Annotated in this window: 23 protein-coding genes and 1 tRNA gene; 9 read left to right on the forward strand and 15 right to left on the reverse strand. The window is 36.0% G+C overall.

Annotated features, from left to right (window positions below):
* Positions 1-21: 21 nt before the first annotated feature.
* Together tyrS and EG849_RS15560 are read right to left on the reverse strand one after the other, a co-directional pair.
* The gene (gene tyrS / locus EG849_RS03085; protein ID WP_125011614.1) at positions 22-1,317 is read right to left on the reverse strand and encodes a tyrosine--tRNA ligase; all 1,296 of its coding nucleotides are present in this window, start codon (positions 1,315-1,317) and stop codon (positions 22-24) included.
* Positions 1,318-1,347: 30 nt separating this feature from the next.
* On the reverse strand, positions 1,348-1,503 hold the full coding sequence (locus EG849_RS15560; protein ID WP_158611909.1) for a hypothetical protein: 156 nt from the start codon (positions 1,501-1,503) through the stop codon (positions 1,348-1,350).
* A gap of 169 nt (positions 1,504-1,672) precedes the next feature.
* Here EG849_RS15560 and EG849_RS03090 point away from each other — a divergent pair, with 169 nt between their 5' ends.
* A complete protein-coding gene (locus tag EG849_RS03090) occupies positions 1,673-2,665 on the forward strand; it encodes an NAD-dependent epimerase/dehydratase family protein (RefSeq protein ID WP_125011615.1) in 993 nt (330 codons plus the stop codon).
* Here EG849_RS03090 and EG849_RS03095 read toward each other — a convergent pair.
* The 3 genes from EG849_RS03095 to EG849_RS03105 form a co-directional block, all read right to left on the reverse strand.
* Positions 2,662-3,051: a DUF4296 domain-containing protein gene (locus tag EG849_RS03095; RefSeq protein WP_158611910.1), complete on the reverse strand. Its 390-nt coding sequence runs from the start codon at positions 3,049-3,051 to the stop codon at positions 2,662-2,664. The genes EG849_RS03090 and EG849_RS03095 overlap by 4 nt on opposite strands.
* Before the next feature lie 73 nt (positions 3,052-3,124).
* Entirely contained in the window at positions 3,125-4,465 is a 1,341-nt protein-coding gene (locus EG849_RS03100) for a dihydroorotase (protein ID WP_125011617.1), read from the reverse strand.
* Between the two features lie 58 nt (positions 4,466-4,523).
* The gene (locus tag EG849_RS03105) at positions 4,524-5,249 is read right to left on the reverse strand and encodes a polyprenol monophosphomannose synthase (protein ID WP_125011618.1); all 726 of its coding nucleotides are present in this window, start codon (positions 5,247-5,249) and stop codon (positions 4,524-4,526) included.
* 315 nt (positions 5,250-5,564) lie between these two features.
* Between EG849_RS03105 and EG849_RS03110 the strand changes: the two genes are divergently transcribed.
* On the forward strand, positions 5,565-6,230 hold the full coding sequence (locus tag EG849_RS03110; RefSeq protein ID WP_125011619.1) for a DUF4271 domain-containing protein: 666 nt from the start codon (positions 5,565-5,567) through the stop codon (positions 6,228-6,230).
* Positions 6,231-6,250: 20 nt separating this feature from the next.
* Positions 6,251-7,009 carry a uroporphyrinogen-III synthase gene (locus EG849_RS03115; protein WP_125011620.1) on the forward strand — a complete coding sequence of 253 codons (759 nt, stop codon included), beginning with the start codon at positions 6,251-6,253 and terminating at the stop codon, positions 7,007-7,009.
* Between the two features lie 106 nt (positions 7,010-7,115).
* Here EG849_RS03115 and pckA read toward each other — a convergent pair whose 3' ends face one another.
* Both pckA and EG849_RS03125 read right to left on the reverse strand, forming a co-directional pair.
* On the reverse strand, positions 7,116-8,744 hold the full coding sequence (gene pckA / locus EG849_RS03120) for a phosphoenolpyruvate carboxykinase (ATP) (protein ID WP_125011621.1): 1,629 nt from the start codon (positions 8,742-8,744) through the stop codon (positions 7,116-7,118).
* Between the two features lie 78 nt (positions 8,745-8,822).
* Positions 8,823-9,209: a DUF423 domain-containing protein gene (locus EG849_RS03125; RefSeq protein ID WP_125011622.1), complete on the reverse strand. Its 387-nt coding sequence runs from the start codon at positions 9,207-9,209 to the stop codon at positions 8,823-8,825.
* Between the two features lie 126 nt (positions 9,210-9,335).
* On the opposite strand from EG849_RS03125, the gene EG849_RS03130 reads away from it, so the two are divergent.
* The 5 genes from EG849_RS03130 (at position 9,336) to EG849_RS03150 (ending at position 15,948) form a co-directional block, all read left to right on the forward strand.
* Positions 9,336-10,706, forward strand: a complete 1,371-nt coding sequence (locus EG849_RS03130; protein WP_125011623.1) for a saccharopine dehydrogenase family protein — start codon at positions 9,336-9,338, stop codon at positions 10,704-10,706.
* A gap of 537 nt (positions 10,707-11,243) precedes the next feature.
* Entirely contained in the window at positions 11,244-12,677 is a 1,434-nt protein-coding gene (asnS, locus tag EG849_RS03135) for an asparagine--tRNA ligase (protein WP_125011624.1), read from the forward strand.
* Between the two features lie 80 nt (positions 12,678-12,757).
* A complete protein-coding gene (locus EG849_RS03140; protein WP_125011625.1) occupies positions 12,758-13,672 on the forward strand; it encodes a hypothetical protein in 915 nt (304 codons plus the stop codon).
* 126 nt (positions 13,673-13,798) lie between these two features.
* The gene (rpoN, locus tag EG849_RS03145; RefSeq protein WP_125011626.1) at positions 13,799-15,271 is read left to right on the forward strand and encodes an RNA polymerase factor sigma-54; all 1,473 of its coding nucleotides are present in this window, start codon (positions 13,799-13,801) and stop codon (positions 15,269-15,271) included.
* 71 nt (positions 15,272-15,342) lie between these two features.
* Positions 15,343-15,948, forward strand: a complete 606-nt coding sequence (locus EG849_RS03150; RefSeq protein WP_125011627.1) for a hypothetical protein — start codon at positions 15,343-15,345, stop codon at positions 15,946-15,948.
* On the opposite strand, the gene EG849_RS03155 is transcribed toward EG849_RS03150, so the two are convergent.
* The gene (locus tag EG849_RS03155) at positions 15,943-16,767 is read right to left on the reverse strand and encodes a porin family protein (protein WP_233581742.1); all 825 of its coding nucleotides are present in this window, start codon (positions 16,765-16,767) and stop codon (positions 15,943-15,945) included. The two genes, EG849_RS03150 and EG849_RS03155, sit on opposite strands and share 6 nt — an antisense overlap.
* 225 nt (positions 16,768-16,992) lie before the next feature.
* Here EG849_RS03155 and EG849_RS03160 point away from each other — a divergent pair, with 225 nt between their 5' ends.
* A complete protein-coding gene (locus tag EG849_RS03160; RefSeq protein ID WP_125011628.1) occupies positions 16,993-17,307 on the forward strand; it encodes an HPF/RaiA family ribosome-associated protein in 315 nt (104 codons plus the stop codon).
* Positions 17,308-17,359: 52 nt separating this feature from the next.
* Here the strand turns inward: EG849_RS03160 and EG849_RS03165 are convergent, their stop codons facing one another.
* The 7 genes from EG849_RS03165 to EG849_RS03195 all read right to left on the reverse strand — a co-directional run bounded on the left by EG849_RS03165 (position 17,360) and on the right by EG849_RS03195 (position 24,895).
* Positions 17,360-18,175, reverse strand: coding sequence for a DUF4249 domain-containing protein (locus EG849_RS03165; RefSeq protein WP_125011629.1), 816 nt, complete (start codon positions 18,173-18,175; stop codon positions 17,360-17,362).
* A gap of 16 nt (positions 18,176-18,191) precedes the next feature.
* The gene (locus tag EG849_RS03170; protein ID WP_125011630.1) at positions 18,192-20,561 is read right to left on the reverse strand and encodes a TonB-dependent receptor; all 2,370 of its coding nucleotides are present in this window, start codon (positions 20,559-20,561) and stop codon (positions 18,192-18,194) included.
* Between the two features lie 144 nt (positions 20,562-20,705).
* A tRNA-Ser gene (locus EG849_RS03175) sits at positions 20,706-20,790 on the reverse strand.
* Between the two features lie 62 nt (positions 20,791-20,852).
* On the reverse strand, positions 20,853-21,881 hold the full coding sequence (locus EG849_RS03180) for an asparaginase (RefSeq protein ID WP_125011631.1): 1,029 nt from the start codon (positions 21,879-21,881) through the stop codon (positions 20,853-20,855).
* Positions 21,871-23,007 carry a 1-acyl-sn-glycerol-3-phosphate acyltransferase gene (locus EG849_RS03185; RefSeq protein WP_125011632.1) on the reverse strand — a complete coding sequence of 379 codons (1,137 nt, stop codon included), beginning with the start codon at positions 23,005-23,007 and terminating at the stop codon, positions 21,871-21,873. Before EG849_RS03185 ends, EG849_RS03180 begins: the two co-directional genes overlap by 11 nt.
* Positions 23,008-23,072: 65 nt before the next feature.
* On the reverse strand, positions 23,073-23,840 hold the full coding sequence (locus EG849_RS03190; RefSeq protein ID WP_125011633.1) for a TatD family hydrolase: 768 nt from the start codon (positions 23,838-23,840) through the stop codon (positions 23,073-23,075).
* A gap of 356 nt (positions 23,841-24,196) precedes the next feature.
* Positions 24,197-24,895 carry a zinc metallopeptidase gene (locus EG849_RS03195; protein WP_125011634.1) on the reverse strand — a complete coding sequence of 233 codons (699 nt, stop codon included), beginning with the start codon at positions 24,893-24,895 and terminating at the stop codon, positions 24,197-24,199.
* Positions 24,896-24,995 lie beyond the last annotated feature (100 nt).

The raw sequence follows: 24,995 nt of genomic DNA on the forward strand, positions 1-24,995 counted from the left end.
AACCCTTAACCTCATCAACTTTTAAACCACCCTCAAAACAAAATAATTTTTCTTTCCGCTTTGCAACAACACAAATTCATTGTTAATCAAATCATTTGCTGTTAATACAAAATCTTCTTTCACTTTTTCTCTGTTTACTGAAATTGAATTAGCTGTTAAAGCGCGCCTTGCTTCTCCGTTTGATTTAAAGAAACCTGATTTTTCATTTAAAACAGAAACAATATCAATTCCGTTTTCAATATCTTCTCTCGAAATTTCCGCTTGTGGAACACCATCAAAAACCTCCAAAAAAGTCGCTCCGTCCAATTGTTTCAAATCATCAGAAGTGGCATTTCCGAACAAAATATTTGAAGCTTGGATCGCTTTCTCTAACTCTTCTTTGGAGTGTACAAAAGTCGTAATTTCATCAGCCAATCTTCTCTGCAACACTCTCAAATGTGGAGCCGTTTTATGCTCTTCAATCAAACCGTCGATTATTTCTTTATCTAAAAAAGTAAAGATTTTTATGTATTTTTCAGCGTCAACATCTGTTGTATTCACCCAAAATTGGTAGAATTTATACACCGAAGTCTTGTCTGCATCTAACCAAATATTTCCACCTTCCGATTTTCCGAATTTCGAACCGTCCGCTTTTGTAATCAATGGCGTTGTCAAAGCATAGGCTTTAGCATTTTCGCCACCCATTCTGCGAACCAATTCCGTTCCCGTCGTGATATTTCCCCATTGATCCGAACCACCCATCTGCAAAATACAATTGTGGTTTTTATACAAATGGTAAAAATCATAACCTTGGATCAATTGGTACGTGAATTCCGTAAAAGACATTCCTTCCCCTTCACCGCTGAAACGTTTTTTTACCGAATCTTTCGCCATCATATAATTTACCGTGATGCGTTTTCCAACTTCTCGCGCAAAATCAATAAACGAAAATTCCTTCATCCAGTCGTAGTTGTTCACTAGCATCGGAGCGTTTGCTTCTTTCGAATCAAAATCTAAAAAGCGAGAAAGAACGCTTTTCAAACCCGCCACATTCTTCGCCAACGTTTCTTCGTTCAGCAAATTTCTGTCTTCTGATTTTCCTGACGGATCACCAATCATTCCCGTCGCACCACCCACCAAAGCAACTGGTTTGTGACCAAAATTCTTCAAATGAACCAACAAAATAATCTGAACCATACTTCCAATATGAAGCGAATCGGCAGTCGGGTCAAAGCCAATATAGGCCGTCGTTACTTCCTTTAGCAATTGCTCTTCCGTTCCCGGCATACTATCGGCATACAAACCGCGCCACTTCAATTCTTCTACTAGATTCTTCATTTTTTGTAAATAATTTGCACAAAGATAGTTTTAATTAGAAAATTGGGCAATTTGATAATTAGTTAATTTAAAACCAGCAGGCTTTAAAGAATTTGAAGCGAAACTTCCCGCTTTTTCAGCCGTCGCAATTCCCGCTTTTTGCAGTAGCTTTTCTCCGTAAACGGAAGAAAAGGCTACTCCTGCCAATCAGGGCTATTTGAGAAACTATTCGCATTTTTGTTAAGTGCCAGACCCATCTTTGTCGCTGTTCTTAAAGGTTTTGAAAACGGGCTGGAAACATCTAAAAATTTACCAAATTCGCTAATTTTCTTATTATCTCGTTCGCATATCATCTAATTGTATTATTTTTGCCTTTATGATTTTAATAACTGGCGCCACCGGATTAGTAGGTTCTCATCTTCTTTTGCATCTTCTTCAAAACGGAGAAGAAGTTCGGGCACTTTATAAAAATCAAGAAAATATCAAAAAAACTGAAGCGCTTTTCCGTTGGAAAAACCAGCCCCTTTTATTTGATAAAATTAATTGGGTTCCAGGTTGCATCAGCGATATTCCAGCACTTGAAATTGCTTTTGAAAACATTGATTATGTTTATCACTGCGCCGCCGTTATTTCTTTCAATCCCGACGATGAAGAGCAATTGCGAAAGGTGAATATTGAAGGAACCGCCAATATTGTCAATTTCTGTCTGGCGAAAAATGTCAAAAAACTGTGCCATGTGAGTTCGATAGCCGCCTTGGGAGATTTGCAGGAGCAAGAAACGATCATCACCGAAGAGACAGAATGGAATCCAGAAAAACCCCACAGCGATTATGGCATCACTAAATATGGCGCTGAAATGGAAGTTTGGCGCGGGGAAGAAGAAGGCTTAAAAACCATCATTGTCAATCCGGGAATCATTCTCGGCACCGGTTTCTGGCAAAACGGAAGCAGTGAAGTTTTTATCCGAATAAAAAAAGGACTGAAGTATTTTACCAAAGGCGCAACAGGTTTTACAACCGTTAATGATGTGGTCAAGATAATGGCTGCTTTAATGAAAAGCGATATCAGTAAAGAACGTTTCACGATTGTTTCTGAAATCATTCCGTATGAAAAATTATCACGGACGATTGCAAAAGCGTTGGGTAAAAAAGAACCTTCTATTAATTTAAAGCCATGGCAGACCAGCATCGCCTGGAAATTAGATTGGTTGGTTTCGACCCTGTTTTTTAGAAGAAGAAACTTATCACGCGCCACCGCAAAAGCAATGCATACACATAGCAATTTTGACAATTCTAAAATAAAAAATGCCCTCAATTTTGAATTTGAGAGCATTGAAAATTATATTGCCGAGGTTAAAAATACCTTTTAACTATTCGGAATTAATTTCATATCTCTTTTTGTTTTACTTTTACTTTTTATTGTATCTACTTTTTTCTTATTTTTTATAATTTCTTTTTTCAAGCCGTCTTCTTCCTTTTTTATCAAAGAATCTGAAACTTTTTTATTCAAGATCAATCTCGCGTTTACACTTTCATACATCTTCTCATATTCTTTTATATTTGAAGCATAAAATTCATTGCTTTTTACAAACTGAACACTATCAATCTTGTGTTTTTTATAAATATAAGTCGTTGGTTCTACCCTATTAGAATCTAAAATCCCCTGATGTGAATTTTTAATTGCCTGAAGCAACGCAAAATCATAAATCACGTTCACCATTGTTTCTTTAGGAATCAAATTTTCAGGCTTTTCCACAGATTTTTTTTGACAGCTAGCCAAAAAAGAAATCGTTATAAAAAATAAAAAACATTTTTTCATACTAATAGTATTAACGGTCAAAAGTCAATCGCCTTCCAGCGCGAACGTCTTTTACTTTAAAATTATTATAAACCATTTCTCCATTCACAAACGTGTGCGTGATTCTTGATTTAAAAGTAAAGCCTTCAAACGGAGACCATCCACATTTGTATAAAATATTCTCTTTCTTCACACTCCAAGGTAAACCTGCGTCAACAATCACGACATCGGCATAAAAACCTTCTTTGATAAAACCACGCTTCTCAATTTTAAAGAGTTTTGCTGGATTGTGCGCCATTTTTTCGACGATTTTCTCCACGGAAATTTTTCCTTGGTGAAACATTTCAAACATCGCCACAACCGCGTGTTGCACTAATGGTCCACCAGATGGCGCCGAAGTGTACACATTTTTCTTTTCCTCCAATGTATGCGGTGCGTGATCTGTTGCAATCACATCAATTCTTCCGTCAAGCAACGCTTCCCAAAGCGCATCTTGGTCAGCTTGCGTTTTAACAGCCGGATTCCATTTGATTAAAGTCCCTTTTTTCTCATAATCTTTGTCAGTAAACCAAAGATAGTGAATGCAAACTTCTGCCGTAATTTTCTTTTCTTCTAACGGAATTTTGTTTGTAAAAAGACTCATTTCTTTTGCTGTTGAAAGGTGAAAAACATGGAGCCTTGCTCCTGTTTTTTTAGCCAATTCAATTGCTTTTGAAGAAGAAATATAACACGCTTCTTCGCTTCTAATCAAATGATGGAATTTCATCGGAATATCATCTCCGTATTCTTCCTTATATTTCGCTAAGTTATTTTTGATGGTTTCTTCATCTTCACAATGAACTGAAATCAACAACGGCGTACTTGAGAAAATTTTCTCTAAAACCTGCTCATTGTCTACCAACATATTTCCGGTTGAAGAACCTAAAAATATTTTTAGTCCAGCAACTGTTTTGGGATCTACTTTTAAAATCTCTTCTAAATTATCATTTGTTCCGCCAAACATAAACGAATAATTTGCCAATGAGTTTTCAGCTGCAATTGCAAATTTTTCTTCTAATAAATCAATCGTGACAGTTTGCGGATTTGTATTTGGCATTTCAATAAACGAGGTGATTCCTCCAGCCACAGCGGCTCTTGATTCAGATGCAATGTCGCCTTTGTGGGTTAAACCTGGTTCACGAAAATGTACTTGATCATCAATTGCCCCTGGAATTAAATAATTTCCTTCGGCATTGATGATTTTTGTTGCTGATGATTTTGCGCTAATTGTTTCAGCAATTTCTACTATAAATTCGTTTTCAATTAAAACGTCTCCTTCAAAAATAGTTCCTTCGTTCACTATTTTGGCATTCTTAATTAAAACACTTTTCATTTTCTTTTCTTAATTATTTTGTATGGAAATTTTACGCTGACAATGTTTACAAAGTTACTTACAAACTACCAACCATTTTTTTTATTCTTAAAACAATTACACCAAAAATGGCTTCCTTTATAATAGAATTGCTCATTTTTGACTGTCCTTTTGTCCTATCAGTAAATATTATTGGCACCTCAACAATTTTAAATTTCTTTGCATAAGTGCGGTATTTCATTTCAATCTGAAAAGCGTAACCTATAAATTTAATTTTGTCAAGATTAATGTCTTGCAACACTTTTCTTTTATAGCAAACAAACCCTGCGGTGGTGTCTTGAATTTCCATTCCGGTGATCATTCGCACATAAACAGATGCAAAATATGACAACAAAACGCGGCTTAAAGGCCAGTTTACCACATTAACACCCGTCACATACCTTGAACCGATCGACATATCATAAATTCCAAAACGGCAAGCGTCATATAATTTTTCAAGATCATTTGGGTTGTGCGAAAAGTCAGCATCCATTTCAAATATGTAGTCATAATGTCTTTCAAGAGCCCATTTGAATCCATGTACGTAAGCGGTACCCAATCCGGATTTTTTTTCACGACTTTCCATAAAAAGTCGATCAGGAAATTCTTCCTGAAGCGCTTTTACTTTTTTTGCGGTTTGATCTGGGGAATTGTCGTCAACAATCAAGATGTGAAACGGCTTTTGTAATGAAAAAACAGTTCTAATGATGCTTTCGATATTTTCAATTTCGTTATAAGTAGGAATTATAACAATGCCGTCGTTCATATTTGCATAATTTCAAGACAAAAGTAAACTTTTTAAGATTGTTGTTTGCTAATAAAATTATAATAATAGGAGTTTAAATCTAATTATTTTTGAAACTTCGGATGATTACAAGATCTTAATACCCGATAGCCCAGTAATTATAGAAAGACTTTTTTTTCCAAATCTTTTTTTTCAAGAGTCAAATGAGCGACCAATGGAAACTTCTTTTGTAGCGATGAAAAAAGATTTTAAAAAGAAAGCTTGTAGCAGATGGTTGGAGTGGCTTCTTAAAAAAAAAAGAAAAAGAAAGAGATAAAAATTTACTAATTTTGTAAGATGTTAGAAATCGTTTTACAGCCAAGAATTATAGGAAGCAAAGATTGGGCAACCGTTCTTTTTGTGCTTTCTTTTTTGCTTATTGCGGTAACGCGTGGTGTTTTTGAAACGCGTTTTGCAGATTTTTCAAAATTGGCTTATAATGACAAGTACATTAAAATTTATCGTGATAGCGCAAATTTGATGAATTGGTTTACAATTGGTCTTTTTATCGTTCAAGTAATTTCTTTTGCTTTTTTTATTCAGTTAATTCTTAGTTATTTTGGCTATTTCGAAAAAACAGATTGGATTAAATACATACAAATTGTTACTCTTTTAAGCATTTTTATTCTCTCTAAATATCTGATTGAAAAGATTATAGCCACTTCCTTTAACATTGAAGAACTCAATGAACAATTTAATTTACAGAAAGTTAGCTACAGAACATATATTGGATTGTGTATTTTACCACTTAACGTAATCTTGTTTTATAACGATACACCAATAGATTTCTTAATATATTTAATTATTGTTGCTGTTTTGTTAATAATTTTAATGACATACTTTATTTCATTAAAAATTTATCAAAATTTGATTTTGAGTAAGTTGTTTTATTTTATTTTGTATCTTTGCGCACTCGAAATAGCACCTTATTATTTCATGTATTATTGGTTTACAAAAAGGTAGCACATAAGAAAAAGTCAAATATGAAAGTGAAAACAATTTTGGTATCGCAACCAGAGCCTAAAGTAGAAAATTCTCCATATTTTGAGTTGCAGCAAAAGCATAAAGTCAAAATTGATTTCAGGCCTTTTATCCACGTTGAAGGCGTGAGCGCGAAAGAAGTGAGAGCGCAAAAGATAGACCTAAACAACTTTACAGCAATCATTTTAACGAGCAAGAACTCAGTGGATCACTTTTTTAGAGTGGCCGAAGAAATGCGATATAAAATCCCTGAAGATTTAAAATATTTCTGCCAGTCAGAAGCAGTTGCTTTTTACTTGCAAAAGTATGTGGTTTATAGAAAAAGAAAGATTTATGTTGGCCAGAAAGACTTTGCTGACATGTCTGCATTGATCAAAAAATATAAAGACGAAAAGTTTTTATTACCAGCTTCTGATCAATTAAATGCTGATGCTCCGCAAGTTTTGAACAACTTAAAGGTAAACTGGACCGAAGGAACTTTTTACAAAACGGTAATGAGCGATTTGTCTGATTTAGCAGATGTTTATTATGATGTTTTAGCGTTTTTTAGCCCAACAGGAATTAAATCGCTGTTCAAGAATTTCCCTAGTTTTGAGCAAAACAACACCAGAATTGCGGTTTTTGGAAGTACAACCCAAAAAGAAGCACTTGATCACGGCTTAAGAGTCGACATCATGGCACCATCTCCTGAAGCGCCATCGATGACAATGGCATTAGAGAAATATATTGTCAAAGCAAATAAAGAGGAAAAAGGAAAATAATTTCTTTTTCCAATATAAATAAAGCCGTTCCTGGAACGGCTTATTTTTTTTAAGACATAAAAAAAATCCGTTCAATTGAACGGATTTTTTTGTTTTTGAATTATAATTAAACCACTTGCGGCCCAGCCTTTCTTAAGTTTTTACCTTCTTCATTTGTAGCGTACTGTTCAAAATTAGCAACAAACAATTTTCCTAAGTCTTTTGCTTTTGTCTGCCAATCTAATTCGTCAGCATACGTTTTTCTTGGATCAAGAATATCAGAATCAACTCCTTCTAAACTTGTTGGGATTGCAAAATTGAAAATCGGCAATGTTGTGGTTTCCGCATTTTCTAAAGAACCGTCTAAGATTCTATCGATGATTGCTCTTGTATTTTTAATAGAAATTCTTTTTCCAGTTCCGTTCCAGCCTGTGTTTACAATATAAGCTGTCGCGTTATTTTGCTCCATTTTCTTTACCAATTCTTCACCATATTTGGTAGGATGCAAAGACAAGAATGCTTTTCCAAAACAAGCTGAAAATGTAGGCTGTGGTTCTGTCACGCCTCTTTCTGTTCCCGCTAATTTAGCCGTAAAACCTGAAAGAAAGTGGTATTTTGTTTGCTCTGGAGTCAGTTTTGCAACTGGAGGCATAACACCAAAAGCATCTGCTGTAAGGAAGATTACTTTTGAAGCGTGACCTGCTTTTGAAACTGGCTTCACAATATTATCAATATGATAAATTGGGTACGAAACTCTTGTGTTTTGAGTTACCGAACCGTCTTTGAAATCAATTTTTCCGTTTTCGTCAAGCGTAACATTTTCTAATAATGCATCTTTTCTGATGGCATTAAAAATGTCTGGTTCGTTTTCTCTGCTCAAGTCAATTGTTTTCGCATAACAACCGCCTTCAAAGTTGAAAACGCCGTCATTATCCCAACCGTGTTCGTCATCACCAATCAATTCACGTTTTGGATCGGTTGACAATGTTGTTTTTCCTGTTCCAGACAATCCGAAGAAAACAGCAACATCGCCATCTTTTCCTTTGTTTGCAGAACAGTGCATTGAAGCGATCCCTTGCAATGGCAAATAATAGTTCATCATTGAGAACAATCCTTTTTTCATTTCGCCACCATACCAAGTTCCTCCAATAATCTGGATTTTCTCTGTAAGATTAAAAGCAACATACACTTCTGAATTCAAATCGTGTGCTTTGAAATCAGAAAATTCTGTTTTAGAAGCATTCATTACCACGAAATCAGGCTCGCCATAATTTTCTAATTCTTCTTCCGTTGGACGGATGAACATATTTTTTACAAAATGCGCCTGCCAAGCCACCTCAACAATAAAACGAACTTTTAATCTTGTATTTTCATTGGCGCCACAAAACGTGTCTACCACAAATAATTTTTTGTTTGACAATTGCTTTAACGTAGTTTCTTTTAAAGCGTCCCAAGTTTCTTTTGAAATTGGCTTGTTGTCATTTACTGCTTTTGGAGAAGTCCACCAAATGGTGTCTTTTGTAATTTCATCAGCAACAATATATTTGTCTTTTGGCGAACGGCCAGTAAAATCTCCAGTCATTACATTAACAGCTCCAAGTTCTGACAATTGACCTTTTTCAAAACCTTCCAAATTCGGATTTAACTCTTCATCATAAAGCATTTCATAAGAAGGATTGTAAATCACCTCTTCAGCATTTTTGATTCCATATTTCTCTAGCGAAATCGATTTCGTAGATTGGTCGTAATTATCCATAGAATTATAATTGAGTTGTGTTTAATTATTCGGCAAAAGTAAAAATTAAATTTTAAACTTGAACTTTTTGGTAAGACTTTATGCTTTTTTCTTAATTATATCTAAAAAAAGTATTGCCCAGCCAATAATCATTAACAAACCTCCTACAGGAGTTAGTATTACAATAATTTCAAAATCAATATTTGTTACGTTTTTGGTAGCCAAAAGATAGATGGAACCAGAAAAAAGCAGGACTCCGCATAACATTAAAAAATAGATAGTTTTCTTCGCTTTTTCAGAAACCAGACTCGAGCTTCCTAAAAACAACAAAAACAAAGCGTGGTACATTTGATATTTTACGCCCGTTTCAAAAGAAACCAATTGACTTGCATCTAAAACTTCTTTTAAAGCGTGCGCTCCAAATGCTCCTAAAATAATTGCGATAAACCCAAAAACTGCTCCTGTCGAAAGTATTCTCTTGTCCATTTTTCATAAATTTTATACTGCAAATTTACGCCATCTTAAAAACTTTATGATAAACAAATGCGATTAAGTTTTTTTAAATATAACAAATTCCTATTTTTGTGTTATTATTAAAAAATTTAGGTTTTTATGAGACATATTCTAATAATTGGCGCCGGAAGGTCAGCATCTTCATTAATTCAATACCTTTTACTTAAATCCGAAGAAGAAAATCTGCACCTTACCATTGGCGATTTATCATTGGAATTGGCGCAACGAAAAACTAAAAACCACAAAAATGCCACGGCAATAGCTTTTGATATTTATAACGAAGAGCAACGACGCAACGAAATCCAGAAAGCCGATATCGTCATTTCCATGCTTCCGGCGTTCATGCACATTGAAGTCGCAAAAGATTGCATTTTGTTTAAAAAGCACATGGTTACCGCTTCCTACATAAGTGAAGAAATGCAGAATTTGGATCAATTAGCCAAAGAAAATAATCTGGTATTTATGAACGAAATCGGGCTTGATCCAGGAATTGACCACATGAGCGCGATGAAAGTCATTGACGAAATTCGTGACCAAGGCGGAAAAATAATCCTATTCGAATCGTTCTGTGGTGGTTTGGTAGCTCCAGAATCTGATACCAATCTTTGGAATTACAAATTCACCTGGAATCCAAGAAACGTGGTGCTTGCCGGCCAAGGCGGCGCTGCAAAATTTATCCAAGAAGGAACTTACAAATATATTCCCTATCACAAATTATTTCGCAGAACCGAATTTATGGAAGTCGAAGGCTACGGCCGTTTTGAAGGTTACGCCAACCGTGATTCTTTAAAATACCGAAGCATTTATGGCCTTGACGACGCGCTTACCTTATATAGAGGTACAATTCGACGCGTGGGATATTCAAAAGCGTGGAACATGTTTGTGCAATTAGGCATGACCGACGACAGCTATACCATGGAAAACTCTGACACCATGACTTACAGAGAGTTCACCAATTCATTTTTGCCTTACCACCCAACCGATTCTGTGGAAATCAAATTACGCTTGAGCTTAAAGATCGACCAAGATGATATCAAATGGGACAAACTTTTAGAGCTTGATCTCTTTAACCCAAACAAAATTGTGGGCCTCAAAAACGCCACTCCGGCACAGATTCTCGAGAAAATATTGACTGATTCGTGGACTTTAGAAGAGCACGATAAAGATATGATCGTGATGTACCACAAATTTGGGTATGAAATCAACGGAAAACAAAAACAAATTGATTCCACCATGGTTTGCCTAGGCGACGACCAAACCTATACCGCAATGGCCAAAACCGTAGGGCTTCCCGTGGCAATGGCAACCCTGCAAATCCTAAACGGAAACATCAAAACACCAGGCGTTCAGCTTCCGATTAACAAAGAAGTTTACCTGCCGATACTCAAAGAATTAGAAGAATACGGCGTCATTTTCAACGAAAAACACGTTCCTTACATGGGTTACAATCCAAAAAATGTATCCAGCTAAAAAACCAGAAGACTTATTTCGAAAGAAGTAAGTCTTTTTTTTTAAAGCGAATCTTGAGGCATTTCCAGCAAAGGCAATTCCCGCTGGAGCCACTCGCTTTGCTTTTTGCGAATCGCAAAACCAACAGCTCAAACAATGGCGCCATCGGGGCTATGGAAAATTCTTTCCGCTTTTTTGGAAACTTGGGAGACAGTCGTTGTCGATAAGCTTTTCAGTCACTTTTCATCAAAAAAGCCATTATTTTCAGATTCATTTATTTGAATATTCCTTTGATTTTGCGTATCTTTTTTTATCTTCGTTTTTAGTATCTTTGCGCTTTACTGACTCCAATTGGCGGACAGCAGTTTAAAAGAAGCCAAAAGTTTTCAACTAGCCCTGATTGAAGGGAAAAGCCTTTTTTGTTTTTCTGGAACCTGAATTTATTTCAGGTTGAAACAAAAAAGCTTTGGAATGAAAGCAGGAAAATGATTTAAAAAAAAGCCTTTAGTTGGGCTCATAAAAAAAGAATAAATTCAAGAATATTTTATAACATCAAAAATGAAACACACAAGAATTAAAGAGCTGTTGAATAGTGCTCAAACGATGCAGGAAGTTTATGTAAAAGGCTGGGTTAGAACGTTTAGAAATAATCAGTTTATTGCCTTGAATGACGGTTCGACTATCAATAATATTCAGTGTGTTGTGGATTTTGAAAATACGCCGGCAGAAACCTTAAAGCGCATTACGACTGGTGCGGCGGTGGCTTTAAAAGGTGCTTTGGCAGAAAGTCAAGGTGCTGGGCAAAAATATGAAATTCAAGTAACGAGCTTGGAAATTTTGGGTGATTCTGATCCAGAGAAATTTCCGATGCAGCCCAAAAAACATTCGCTTGAATTCTTGCGTGAGAATGCGCATTTGCGTGTGAGAACCAACGCTTTTGGAGCGATTATGCGAGTTCGTTCGGTGTTGTCTTTTGCGGTGCACAACTATTTTCAAGAAAAAGGTTTTGTGTATGTGAACACGCCTGTGATTACGGGTGCTGACGCCGAAGGTGCAGGAGAAATGTTTCAAGTGACGTCTTTGCCATTGGATAATTTGCCAAAAAACGAAGAAGGAAATGTTGATTATAAAAAAGATTTCTTCGGAAAACATACCAATTTGACTGTTTCTGGACAATTGGAAGGAGAAGCTTTTGCCATGGCTTTAGGTCAGATTTATACATTCGGACCCACTTTTAGAGCGGAGAATTCAAATACGTCACGCCACTTGGCTGAATTTTGGATGATCGAGCCAGAAGTGGCGTTCAATGATTTGCACGACAATATGGATTTGGCGGAAGATTTTATTCGCTATGTCATTAAATATACGGTTGATAAATGCGGCGATGACTTGAAGTTTTTAGAAGGTCGTCTGTTAGAAGAAGAAAAATCAAAACCGCAAGCAGAAAGAAGCGAATTGGCTTTGCTTGAGAAATTAAATTTTGTGTTGGAGAATAATTTCAAACGCGTTTCTTATACCGAAGCGATTGATATCTTGAAAAATTCAACCCCGAATAAAAAGAAAAAATTCAACTATATTATTGAAGAATGGGGCGCTGATTTGCAGTCAGAACACGAGCGTTATTTGGTGGAGAAGCACTTTAAATCGCCAGTGATTGTATATGATTATCCGGCAAATATCAAGTCGTTTTACATGCGTATGAACGAAGACGGAAAAACTGTTGGGGCAATGGATATTCTTTTCCCAGGAATTGGAGAAATTGTTGGAGGTTCACAAAGAGAAGAGCGTTTGGACGTTTTGTTGGAGAAAATGAAAGTGATCGGGATTGACGAAGAAGAACTTTGGTGGTATTTGGATACAAGACGTTTTGGTTCTGCGGTGCACAGCGGTTTCGGTCTTGGTTTTGAAAGATTGGTATTGTTTGTAACCGGAATGACAAATATCAGGGACGTAATTCCTTTTCCAAGAACTCCTGGAAATGCGGAGTTTTAAGAGAATAAAAAATGTTGCAAGAAATCCTGCTTTGAGAAAAGCGGGATTTTTTTATGTAATTTAGAGAAAATTTAAAATTCATGAGAAATATTACAATCCTGTTTTTTTTATTATTTGTAGGTTTTAATTCGTATTCATGTAGTTGTGTGGGATACGGCTATTCATTGCCTCAAGCTTACAATAGTGCACAGATAATTTTTGAAGGTAAAATAATTTCAATAAAGGAAGTTGATATTGAAGAAGAAGCTGGAATGCATTATGAATTAGTTTTCAAAATAGAAAAAAACCTCAAAGGTGCTGAGGGGAAAACAATTAAAATTTATACACATACTCAAGGTACAGCCTGTGGATTAAGAACACGAAAAGTTGGCGAGAAATGGATAATATGGGCTTACATTTCTAAGGAAAGAATATACACAAGTAAGTGCACAAATAGTAAGCTGTCAGAAGAATTGAAAAAAGAATATAAAGATCTTCTCTATGATTTGGCTTCTTCTAAAGAGTATAAAATTTGGAAAGATGAAGAGGGAAATAAAATCGCAGAAGGTAAAATATCAAATAATTTAGCAGAAGGCAAATGGATTTACTACAAAAAAGGTTTTCCTCAGATTGATGGTAATTATATATCTGGAAAAAAAGATGGTGAGTGGATTTATTATAATGTCTCTGAAAATGATTCTATAGATAATAGTAACAAAAAGTTGAAAATTATTTATAAAGAAAATTACAAGGGGAATGAGCTTAATGGCATTTCGATTTCTTTTTATGAAAACAATAAGCAAAAAAAAATAACCAACTATAAAGATGGTGCTAAAAATGGATTTTCTATTTCATTCTATGAATCGGGAATAATCCAATTACTTGCATTTTATGACAATGAAAATCAATCAATATGGTGGCAATTATATGACGAACAGACTAAATTATTGTGCGAATCTAAAGGAGATATTCCAGAATATGATTATAAATTAAAAAAATATATTTGTCCAGATTAGATATTTTCATGATGAATGTTTAAAACTCAATTACATATCAAAAATGGCACAAGTTTATCATAACGTGTGCCATTTTTGTTTGAAAATGCTTAAATTTGAAAGGTAAATTCCAAATAAATCCATAGAATGCTTAAGCAATTTTTACAACTTAAATTATCACAGAAATTATCGCCGCAGCAAATCCAGCTGATGAAGTTAATTCAATTGCCTACGCAAGCTTTTGAACAGCGTTTAAAAGAAGAAATGGTCGAAAATCCTGCGCTGGAAACAGGCAAAGAGGAAGATGAATATGAATATGAAAAAGACGAATTTGAAAACGAGGAATATGACGATTATGATGAATATGAAAATGACCGAATCGATGCAGAAGACATCAATATCGACGAATATTTAAGCAACGACGAAACGCCAGATTACAAACTTCAGGCGAATAATTACAGCGACGACGACGAAGAAAGAACGATGCCTTTTGCGGCGCCGGTAAGTTTTCATCAAGACTTGATCAATCAATTGAACACTTTTATCTTAAACGATGAGGAGCGTGAAATTGCTGAATTTTTAGTCGGAAGCATTGACGATATGGGCTACATCCGCAGAAGCATTCCAGATATTGTGGACGATATGGCGTTCACGCAAGGTATTTATACCGATGAAAAAAACGTAGAAAAAATATTGCACGTCATTCACGAATTAGAACCTTCGGGAGTTGGTGCGCGCGATTTACAAGAATGCCTTTTGCTTCAGCTGAAACACAAGACACCAACCGAAGCAGTGGATTTGGCGATTGATATTATTGAAAACCAATTCGAGGCTTTTACGAAAAAACATTACGATAAATTATTGCAAAAATATGGTGTTTCTCAAGACCATTTGAAAAAAGCAATTGAAGAAATTGAGAAATTAAATCCCAAACCAGGTGGCGCATTTACCGGAAACAACAAAATGGTAGAGCACGTTGTTCCTGATTTTACCATACGGATTGTCGAAGGCGAATTGGAACTTTCGTTAAACGGAAGAAATGCGCCAGAACTTCATATTTCGAAAGATTATCAAGAAATGATGCAGACGTACAAAGCATCTCGCGATAAATCAAACCAGCAAAAAGAAGCCGTTCAGTTCATCAAACAAAAACTGGATTCAGCAAAATGGTTCATTGATGCCATTCGCCAGCGTCAAGAAACGTTGTTTGTAACGATGAACGCAATTATGCATTACCAGCAAGAATTTTTCTTGGATGGCGATGAAACTAAAATGAAACCAATGATCTTGAAAGACATTGCCGACATGGTTGGGTTGGATATTTCGACAGTTTCTCGTGTGGCCAACAGTAAATATGTGGAAACGCCTTATGGAACAAAATTGATCAAAGAATTCTTTTCTGAAGCAATGAAAAATGACCAAGGCGAAGATGTTTCTACGCTTGAAATCAAGAAAATTTTGCAGAATGTGATTGAGGAAGAAGACAAGCACAAACCGCTTCCTGATGATCAATTGGCAGATATTTTAAAGGAAAAAGGCTATCCGATTGCCAGAAGAACAATTGCTAAATACAGGGAGCAATTGGATATTCCGGTGGCAAGAATGAGGAAGAAAATGTAAATTAAATTAGAACATCAGCACATAGGAGCAATTTCAATTTTGCCTCATGGCTAATTTGTTCTGCCTAAAAAATGAAAAAAATCCTTTCTTTTTTTTCGTATGTTTTTCATCCGATGTTTATCTCGGTATATGCCGTTCTGCTTTATTTTTTCTTGACAGACCGCTATCATTCGTATCAGGAATTGTTTTTGATCATGATTCAAATCATCATCTTGACGATCCTGATTCCGATATCGATGTTTTATTTTTTGATGACTTTAGGTAAAGCCAATTCATTAATGCTTTCGGAGATCACACAGCGAAAAATTCCGTTGGCAATTAACGCATTTTTGCTTTACATTTTAATTACGCAAAGCATCCGGGAAGAAGTTATTCCCGAACTGTATTTCTTCTTTTTCGGTGCATTGGCCAGTACTATTATAACTTTTTTGTTGATTTTCGTCAATTTAAAAGCCAGCATCCACATGATCGGAATTAGTTCGATTACTATTTTCATTATCGGATTTAGCCTTCACACGCAAGTCAACCACATTTATTTAGTGGCCACTTTTTTACTCTTGACCGGAATTGTGGCTACGTCAAGATTGTCAATGAAAGCGCACGACGGAAAAGAACTGATTGCGGGTTTTTTGGTGGGAGTGTTGCCTCAAATCGGGCTTTTGTCTTTTTGGCTATAAAATATAAAACATCAAACCGATGTTTAAAGTATTCATGTCCATTGATTTTCCTTCAATTTTTGCTTCTGATTTCATCAATGAATTTAAGCCATAATAAGCGTGGAAATTCCAAGTATTGTAACCAAAAGCGATGTACGCCCCATATTGAAGTTTATTAAAATCGCTGTTGTTGAATAACCTCACGGCTTCATTTCCGTCCATATATTTTGATTTGTTCAAGAATAAATAACTCAACTTAAAACCCGTATAAATCCTCCAAAAACGGTGGCTTTGCATTGTGGAGGTTCTCCATCTCAATTCAATCGGAAGATCTACAAAATGGAGGGCAAATTTATTTTTATCAAAGTTGATTTCATCTTCATCAATTACTTGATAATTGGATATTCCATCTGTTCTTGTAATTTTTATATTTTGCCTAAAATCATTCATCGAATAACCCAGCCCAACAGCAATTGCCAAATTTCGGCGTTCATTTAAGGGCATATCTCTCAAAAAACCAATATGCAATCCGGTAGAAAATGAGTTTTGGCTCACGCCGTCAGGTCTTTTTTGAAGTAAATTATAAGTCAATCCAATATAAAATTGGTCTTCGCGATATAAAGAATCCATTACTGTAACCGTAGTATTCGTTGAATCCCGCTTGCGTTTTGCTTCTTCTAACTCACGAATGTCAGCGGGTTTTTCTTCTCGAAGTGATTCTTTGATTCGTTCTTGCTCTTCTCGTTCTTGCGCTTCTTTGATCTGCTTGTCTTTTACAGGATCTTGGGCGAAGGCCGTAAAAAATGCAAATAAGAAGAAGAAAAGAAAGTACTTTTTCATAAGATTTAAGTTTTTGGTTTCCAATTTAGATATTGGATTTCCAATGCGATTTTATTTTTGAGGGAAATTACGAAAAAAAAGGAATTCTTTGAAGCCAAATGTCCCAAAATTGAGTTTTCAGACACAAATAAATAGTTGCAAAATTGATTCATAATCTTTTATTAATTGCTTTTAATTATAGGAAAACAATTTCTAAATTTGAGAGAAACCAAACCAGATAAAATTATGCAAGTACAATTTAACACAGACAAAACAATTGAAGGGCACGAAAGAATGCAAAATCATTTTTCAGCTGAAATAAAAGAAAAATTAAAACGTTTTGATGACAAGATTACGCGTCTTGAAATTCATGTTGGCGACGAAAACAGCGAAAAATTTGGCTTGGACGATAAAAAATGTGTAATCGAAGCCAGAGTAGCCGGAATGAATCCTATGGTTGTTACCCACAATGCTGATACGGTAGAGAAAGCTTTCAGCGGTGCTTCTGATAAAATCAAAAAAGTTTTAGATACTACATTTGACAAAATGAAAAGTCATTAATATTTCTGTAAAAAATTAAAAAAGGCTCCTGCACATTTGCACGAGCCTTTTTTTATTGTACTTGATATACTTGATAATCCATTTCGGAAACATTGAAATACCCAAGAGCATAATTGTCAAAGTTGGTCTGGTTGACAATGTTGCCTCTTAAAGTTGCTGTCGGTGTCGAAAAAGGACCGCCACCGCCAGAAATGCTTAGCAAGATATTCATATAATTGTAATAAGTCTGTGAAATCCCATAGACAGAAATTCCTAAAGTTTGTCCGGATTCTAAATCTTCACTAATAAACAAATCAAAGAACTGGTTTCCGTTTATAAAATCATCATTTCCAGCATCAAAAGATGGAATTACGGCATAACTTGGGTTGTACTTCCATAGGTAAAAATCGGTCGTAGAAGCATTGTCTGTAATAAAAGTTTTGATTTCAATAGCATCGCCAGTAAAACCGCCTTCGTCATTTTGTTCGATATAATCAATTGCAGGAACAGGTTTTAAGGTTTCTGTAGCGGTGTACGTCTGTCCGTCATGCACCACTGTCAAAACATAATCACTATCTAAGACGGGCAAAAAATTGTCGCAGGTATATTCTCCTGTTCCCATATTTTCTATAAAAGTAAAAACGTCGTTATTGCTGTCAGTGATGAAAACCGTTGCGCCAGAAACAGGTGGCGCTGTTGTTTCATAATAACCCGTCGTGGTGCTTAATTTTATTCTTTGATAATTTCCAACAGTGCCTTTTTGCCAAACAATTGATGCATCAATAACCAATCTAGGAGGCGCCGTGTTTAAATCAATATCCACCACATCTTCGCAACTTGAAAATGCAATTGTGATGAAAGCGAAAAGGATATATTTTAGATTTTTCATAAAAATTCGGTTGAAATTAAAACTTAAAATTATAACTGACACCCGGAACGATCCCAAAAATGGACAAACGAACGGCTTCATTTCTACCGCTCAATTCATCTTGTCTGAAACTAATTGATGCAGCGTTAGATCTTCCATATAAATTGTAAATACTGAAAACCCATTCGCTCTGCCAGCCTTGTTTCTTTTCTGGTTTTGGAGTGTAAGTGGCCGAAATGTCTAAATGATGGTAGGCTGGCAGACGGTCTCCATTTCTCTTTCCATAGTTTGGAACGGTGATGCCTTGGTATTGGTATTGCCCGTCAGGATAGGTTACCGGCTGACCCGATTGCAAAGCAAAATTAGCTCCGAAGGTCCATTTTTTATTGAACTCATAAGCCGAAGTTACAGCTAAATTGTGGGCTTTGTCATACGCTGAACGGTACCATTCGCCATTATTGATCCCCGTTTCTGTTGCATTACGTCCCGGAGTTTGCTGTTCAGAACGCGATAATGTGTAAGAAATCCATCCCGTCAAATTGCCTTTATTTTTTTTAAATAGAAGTTCTAAACCATACGATCTTAATTTTCCGTTCAAGACAATCTGCTCCATAAATTCATTTCCAATCAAATCAGCCCCGTCAATATAATCAATTCTGTTTTGGATCATTTTGTAATACGTTTCCACTTCAAGGGAATATTGATCATTCAGTAAGTTTCTGAAATAACCCAGTGCCACTTGGTCTGCAATTTGTGGTTTTATGAAATTATCGCTCGGCGACCACACATCTAAAGGCGTTGGTGACGAAGTATTAGAAATCAGCTGCAAATATTGCGTCATTCGGTTGTAGCTCGCTTTGATCGATTGGTCGTTGTCTATAGTGTAGGAAATCGCAGCCCTGGGTTCTAAATTATTGAAAGAAGCAATGGTTTCATTTTTACCATAGTGGCGCGTTCCGATGGGTGTGCCTTTTTCATAAACCTGAAAAGCTTCGTTGAAAACAACGGCTTCGTTGTTTTCATAAATATTAATATTGGATTCGCCCAAACGATAAAAAAGGCTGTATCTCAGGCCATACATCAAGGCAATTTTATCGGTGATTTTATGTTCTGCCTCCAGATAAGCGGCTGGTTCAAAAGCCTTTTTGCTGTCAAATTTTCGATAATTTATGGCAGAGGATTCTTCAGATGGGCTAATCACGCCTGGGTTAAAGTCGTAATAAATCGCATTTACGCCATAATTTAATTTGAATTTATCAGAAATATAATTTTTGAAATCATACTTTAAATTATAATTTTTAATGCCTGATTCGTAATCAAACCCAACAAATCCAAGATTTAAACCATAATAATAGTCGCTATAAATCAAGGAAAGGTTTGAGAATAATTTGTCAGAAAACAGATGGTTCCAACGAAGATTTAAAGTAGAATTTCCATAAATATTTTTGAAACTATCGGCCAAGTTAAAAACGTCACGACCAAAATATCCAGACAAATACAAACTATTGTTGTCGTTTAATTTGTAATTTAATTTGGCATTTAAATCATAAAAATAGGCAGAATTGTCATTGTCGGTAAGTTTTAAAAACAAATGCGCATAGGATCCGCGACCTCCAACTAAAAATGAACCTTTGTCTTTTACAATCGGGCCTTCGACTAAAAGACGGCTCGAAATCAAACCGATTCCTCCGTTTGCGTGATATTCTTTTGAATTCCCGTCTTTCTGGTAAATGTCTAAAACAGACGAAGATCTTCCGCCATATCGCGAAGGAATGCCTCCTTTGTAAAGTTTTAAATCTTTAATTGCATCCGGATTAAATACTGAGAAAAAGCCAAAAACGTGCGAAGAATTATAAATTGTAGCTTCGTCTAAAAGGATTAAGTTTTGATCTGCTCCACCGCCGCGAACGTTAAATCCCGAAGCGCCTTCTCCAGCATTTGTTACTCCCGGAAGCAGTAAAATTGATTTTAAAACATCTACTTCGCCTAAAACGACAGGCATTTTTTTGATTGTTTCAATAGACAATTTATTGACACTCATTTCCGCTTTTCTGATGTTGGAACGTGAGGTTTCAGTAATGACAACTTCTTCCAGATTTCGATTGGAGATTCCCAGCGAAAAAGATTTTTTAAGATTCTGGGTTACCGAAATAGTTTCTGTCTTTGATTCAAAACCCACATAGCTCACTTCAATACTGTGCTCGCCTTTTGGAACCGTAATGGAGTAAAATCCATACTCATTTGTAGTGGTTCCCATTCGTAACGACGGAATGTAAATGGTTACGCCAATTAAAGTTTCGTTGCTGTTTTCGTCAGAAATCGTTCCGCTGACGGTGAATTTTTCTTGTGAAAAACTAGAATAAGTGCAAAGAAAAATAAAGAACAAAATAAACTTAAATGGATGCATTTGCTTTTTTGTTTGTTGATTGTAAGAATTAACGCAATTTATTAAAAAAGATTGCGAAGTTTACGTTAAATTTTGATGAACATCCATTAATAGAAAACCCTCAATAATCAGTTGATTTTGAGGGTTTTATTTCTTGGGTTATTGCAGAAAGGATGGGATTCGAACCCACGATATGTTGCCATATACACGCTTTCCAAGCGTGCGCCTTCAGCCACTCGGCCACCTTTCTATTTTATTGCGGTTGCAAAGAACTGCAAAATTTGTGAGTATAAGAAATTTTAAACTATAAAATTAAGAAAGCTCTCCTCGCAAAGAAGTTTCAAAAATAGTTTTGAAAACATTAGGCGAAACTTTTTGGCCCAAAAGATACATCAGCTTTGTAATGGCAGATTCCGTTGTAATATCTTTTCCAGAAATCACGCCAATTTTTTTCATCGCCGAACTCGTTTCATATTTGCCCATGTCCACGCTTCCGGCAGCACATTGTGTTACATTGATGATTATCAGTCCGTTTTTGATAGATTTTTTGATTAGAGAAATAAACCAATCGTCGGTTGGAGCATTTCCGGCACCATACGTTTCCAACACAATTCCCTTTAAATTTGGAATATTAATGATGGCCGAAAGTACGTTTTCGCTAATTCCAGGAAACATTTTTATTACCGCAACATTATCATCAATTTTTTTGTGGACTTTGAATTTTTTAGCGCCCGATTTTGGTAAAAGCAATTCGTTATTGACTTTTAAATGTACTCCAGATTCAGCCAATGGCGAATAATTTGAAGAAACAAAAGCGTTAAAATGTTCGGCATTAATTTTGGTAGTTCGATTGCCACGATATAGTTTGTACTCGAAATAAAGACAGACTTCGTTAATCACAGGTTTGTTTTTGTGTTGCAAAGAAGCGATTTGAATTGCCGTAATCAAATTTTCCTTGGCATCCGTTCTCAAATCCCCGATCGGCAATTGGGAACCCGTAAAAACCACAGGTTTTGCCAAATTTTCTAACATAAAACTTAGTGCCGAAGCCGAGTATGACATCGTGTCTGAGCCGTGGAGCACTACAAATCCGTCAAAAGAAGTGTAATTTTCTTCAATGATAGTTGCAATTTGAATCCACTTTTCAGGGTTCATATTCGAAGAATCAATCGGAGTTTCGAAAGAGTGTGTTTCAATTTCGCAGTCCAATTGTTTTAACTCCGGAATTCGCTGTAGCAATTTACTAAAGTTGAACGCTTTTAAAGCTCCGGTTTCAAAATCCTTCATCATTCCGATGGTTCCACCGGTGTAAATCAGAAGTATCTTTGGTCTAGATTGCATTTTCGTATTTTGATTTATTCACGACCGGATTCGCATACATCGCTAAAAACCCTTGCATTTCTACCGGATTATTTTCATCAATTCGAATTTCAAGACGTCTTTCAAAAAGCGACTTCTCCTTCTCGGTATATAAATGGGAATATTTTGTAGTGTTATTTAAAATATCGTAAGCTATATAATTTGTTGGCCACAACTTATAAGAATTCAAGATGGAATCATCAATAGCTTGTGCCAAAGCTTGAATTTGCTTGTTAGAATTGTCAAATTCAATCTTAATTTCGTCTAATTCTTTGTCTAAAACATCACCAACGTGAATATGAATTCGTTTTTTCTGACCCATTATACCTTTTAATAGTGTCATGAAATCTTCATTTTCATCTTTTACATATATTTCATCATTAGCTTTTGCTACCAATTGTGGCATTTTTAAAGCATCAGTCGGGTCATATTCATAAGAAATCGATACGGGAACAATTTTTAATTTCTTAAAATGGTCCATTAAAACTTTTTCTTCAGAAGCCATTGAAAGCATTTTTAAAACTCCTGGATGCGTCGAGTCATTACCATCTTTGGTTCTTCCTTCACGCTGTGCAATCCAAACAGATCGATTTTCTCTTAAAATCAATTGTCCGATATATTCTGACATTAATTTTGAACTTTGTAATAATTCTCTTGGAGACAGACCTCTTTGAACTAAAAAATTGCGGTTTAATTTCGCTAATATATTAAGAAAACTCTTTTTAATTAAATTATCCCCAATAGCTGAAGCCGTCATTACCAAACCGTTGTCAAATAAGCAGGCGTTCAACAAAGACGTATCTAAAATGATGTCTCGATGGTTTGAAATATATAAATAAGGAGTATGCTTGTCTAATTTCTCAAAACCTGAAGTTGTCAAGCCGTCAGAACTATTTTCAAGCACTTTCATCAATGCATGATATATGAAATTACATTGAAAATCTCTGATAGAGTGTGTTCTTTTCAATTGTTCAACCCAGACTTTTTCGTCTAATTCAGGGAAAGAAAAACTCATCATGGCTTTCATCATCGGATGTTCTGCAACTTTGCATAAAGCTTCGTTTACTTCCACGTCGTAAAACGGTCGGATATTATCAAATTTGGACATTTACTGTATTTTTTTAACAATTCACAAATGAACAAAAATTTTATGAATTTTGGATGATTTCTTTGTTAAATCCCAAAAATAGCTTTTGAGTTTTCAGTTGTTATTTTGGCAATTTCTTCCAAAGGCAAATTATAAATTTGTGATATTTTTTCCGCAACCAATTTTGTATAACTGCTTTCGTTTCTTTTTCCGCGATAGGGCACGGGAGCGAGGTAAGGCGAATCGGTTTCCAAAACGATATGTTTGATGTCAATTTCATGTAGAAACTGATCGATTTTACCGTTTTTGAAAGTGGCAACACCACCGATACCTAATTTTAAATTATAAGAAATAGCTTGAAGCGCTTGCTCGTGAGTTCCGGTGAAGCAATGAAAAATTCCGAATAGGTTCTCTGCTTTTTCAGTTTCTAAAACTTCAAAAACTTCGTCGAACGCATCGCGACAATGAATGTTTATTGGTAATTTGTGTTTTTTGGCTAATTGAATCTGTCTTTTGAAAGCAATCTTTTGCTGTTCTAAAAATGTTTTATCCCAAAATAAATCAATTCCGATTTCGCCAATGGCATAGAATTTTCTTTTTTCCAATTCGGTTTCTACGAAAGCCAATTCTTCTTCATAATTTTCTTTGACATAAGTGGGATGCAAGCCCATCATCAAAAAAACATTTTCAGGATACTGCTTTTCGATTTCATACATTTTTTCGGTGTAAGTGGAATCAATCGAAGGAACGAAAATGCGCTGTACGCCAGCTTCAAAAGCGCGTTGCATCATTTCGGTTCTGTCTTGGGCAAATTCTTCGCTGTAAATATGGGAATGTGTATCGGTAAAAATCATCTCTTTTATTTTGGAAAAGGGCAAAATTACGTTTTTTTTTAGGAACGCTCCATTTGTCATTGCAAGGAATGAAGCTCTCGCATTAGTAGTCTTTATAAAGATTGTGGAATTGATTCTCTGTTGGAAGCCGTTCCAAACAATGATAACGCTTATCGACAGCGATTGTCTCCCAAGTTTTCAAAAAAGCGAAAAACTATCTCCCATAGCCCTGATTGGCGACAGTAGCTTTTTCTTCCGTTTTCGGAGAAAAACTACTGCAGAAAGCGGGAATTGCCTTTACCGACAATTCACTGTTGATTCGCTTCAAAAAAAAAGCCACATCAGTTGACGTGGCTTTTTTAAATATTTTTATCGTTTTAATCTCTTCTTCCGCCAAAAACCTGCATGGCCCAGTAAAGCAAAGACGCTACGGCACCAAGTGCGGCAACCAGATAGGTTCGTGCCGCCCATTTTAATGAATCTTCGGCTCCGGCATATTCTTGCTGGCTCAACATGTTTTTATTTTTCAGCCAAGCCAAAGCCCTGTTGCTTGCGTCATATTCGACCGGAAGAGTGACTAACGTGAAAATCGTGGCGATTGTCATCAAGGCCAGCCCTGCAACCGCCACATAAAAACCGGCTCCAACACCTGCGGCAGCGCCTAAAATCAGCCCGCCGATAATCAGCCACTGCGAAATTGGCGCGGCAACATTCACCATCGGAACCATTTTGGAACGCATGGTCAACCATTGGTAGGCTTGCGCATGTTGCACGGCGTGACCCACTTCGTGCGCGGCAACGGCCGCTGCGGCAGCATTTCGTTGGTTGTAAACGGCTTCGCTCAAGTTCACGGTTTTGTCAGACGGATTGTAATGGTCTGTCAAACGACCCGGAGTTGAGATTACCTGAACACCCGAAATTCCGTGGTCGGCAAGCATTTTTTCAGCAATTTCGGCACCGCTCATTCCATTTCTAAGATGCACTTTTGAATAAAATTCAAACTTGCTTTTTAGTTTTGAACTTACCGCCCAGCTCGCCAAAGCGATGACTCCTAATAAAATATAATATCCTATCATTTCTTTTTGTTTTTTTTAAGTTTGATTGATGCCTACTAGAAAGCAAGAACCTCGCCAAAATAGCGAGGTTCTTTGAATTATGAAAGTTTGTCAGTGCTAA

Origin of the sequence: Flavobacterium macacae (assembly GCF_003865365.1) — a bacterium.
Classification (GTDB): Bacteria; Bacteroidota; Bacteroidia; order Flavobacteriales; family Flavobacteriaceae; genus Flavobacterium; species Flavobacterium macacae.